Source organism: Capnocytophaga sp. oral taxon 326 str. F0382, assembly GCF_000318295.1.
Taxonomy (GTDB): domain Bacteria; phylum Bacteroidota; class Bacteroidia; order Flavobacteriales; family Flavobacteriaceae; genus Capnocytophaga; species Capnocytophaga periodontitidis.
In genome coordinates this window covers 2,047-3,658 of record NZ_KB291377.1, presented here as the reverse complement: position 1 = coordinate 3,658, position 1,612 = coordinate 2,047, and the positions used below count along the sequence as shown (strand labels likewise).

Here is a 1,612-nt window from a genome sequence, read left to right as displayed (position 1 = left end):
CCTATCCTCCTACTCCTGCAATGTCACGAATGAAAATGTACCCTAAATATGGAAGTTTATAATGAGAATGAATATGTTATATCTGTTTCTTTTCGTGTAGATTTCCGTACTGATTATAGTTCTATTTTAAAACAGATTGTTTCATTTTGTCTAAAAAAAGATTTATTGCTTATTGATGAAGAGCTGAAAGTAGTACCTTTAGATTTTGAAATCATAAATAAGTGTTTTGAAAACAGGAAAAGGATATGGCAACGATAGAACAAATAAAAGACTATAAAATATGCAATATAATAGAAGTAACTTTAGGAGGAATACTTTTAGAATTTCATTTAAACCTCAAACACTTGGACAGTGAAAAATCTATTAGTATCTCAGCTTCTGAAGAGGGAGAAACATTGCTTTTTTCAATAGGGAATTATTGGAAAGATAAGAACAATATTAAATATGAAGCATATACTATACAAAGAATAGATAGTGATTCCTCTTTATCAAAATTAATAGGAGATAAAATCACAAATATTGAGTTTGGCATAGGAAAAACTCTTTATACAGAAGAGCAAGTAATCTATTACATTATGTTGCAAACAAATGATAGTAAATGTCTATTCTTTAATAATGGTGATGAATGCGCCTATTCATTAGATAAAATAAATAAAATTTTAGCCGATGATATCTATGGTTACAAATGGGAAGAGATTCCTCCTTATTTAATTTAAAAGAGAATTTTTACTATGGTTTTTATTTGAACTGAAAAGAATGTGGTAGCTAAGAGATGTACGCTTTCAGCACAAGGAGATATTATTCACGTAAAATCAAAATTATGATGACAGGCAGGAAACAGTTACTTTTAGACTTAATTCTTTTAAGAGGTAAGCCCCAAGATATAAAAAAAGAACTTTCTAAATATTCTTGGGATAGTGTGTCACCTATTGTCAAAATAGATACACAGTCTATGATTTTTGTTTTAACAAAATACATCAAAGGGGATATATCAACTGATGAATTAGAAGAGTGGGCTAATCTGGTAGAATGTAGAGATGATATAGAAATTCCTTCGCTGATACAAGAATTTATTTTTGAGTTAGCTAATCCTGAAATAAATGGAGATATAACTAAGAAAAAAGTAAATGATTATGTAAAAGTTTTAGAATGTGAGAATATTTAAAAAATTATGAACATAACACTATTTTTGAAGGATACGAAAAGTATGATTATATCTTTTACGTAAATAATACATATCAAGTACGGGTACCAAATAATGAAAGAAAAGAAAAAATGTAAAGAATGATAAAATTTATTTTCTCTTGAATATACAATGCCTTTGGTGAACGTTCACATTGCTATTATGGTAATGCTGAAGTAGAAAAAGCCAAACGCCCAATGCTAAAACACTACAGCCACGACGGTAGTACAGAAATCGTATGTAACAAAACCGATAACAGCACCAAGTTTATACTTTACTTAGACGGTGATGCCTATAGTGCCCCTGCGATACTCATTTCGGACGGTGAAACGCAAAAACTCTATTACTCACATAGAGATTATTTAGGCTCTATAGTAATGCTCACTGATGAGAACGGCAATATAGCTGAAAGACGCCATTTTGACCCTT

General features: G+C 30.1%; 3 protein-coding genes and 1 pseudogene. All 4 read left to right on the top strand.

Features of this window, described 5'->3' with window-relative positions:
- Nucleotides 1-48 precede the first annotated feature (48 nt).
- Nucleotides 49-258, top strand: coding sequence for a hypothetical protein (locus tag HMPREF9073_RS15850; RefSeq protein ID WP_009412398.1), 210 nt, complete (start codon nt 49-51; stop codon nt 256-258).
- Complete coding sequence (locus HMPREF9073_RS02475) at nt 246-716, top strand: hypothetical protein (RefSeq protein WP_009412397.1); 471 nt, start codon at nt 246-248, stop codon at nt 714-716. The genes HMPREF9073_RS15850 and HMPREF9073_RS02475 overlap by 13 nt, the downstream gene beginning before the upstream one ends.
- Before the next feature lie 104 nt (nt 717-820).
- On the top strand, nt 821-1,165 hold the full coding sequence (locus tag HMPREF9073_RS02470; protein WP_009412396.1) for a hypothetical protein: 345 nt from the start codon (nt 821-823) through the stop codon (nt 1,163-1,165).
- Nucleotides 1,166-1,380: 215 nt separating this feature from the next.
- Nucleotides 1,381-1,612: pseudogene (locus tag HMPREF9073_RS16190) on the top strand (RHS repeat-associated core domain-containing protein); the annotation flags it as partial.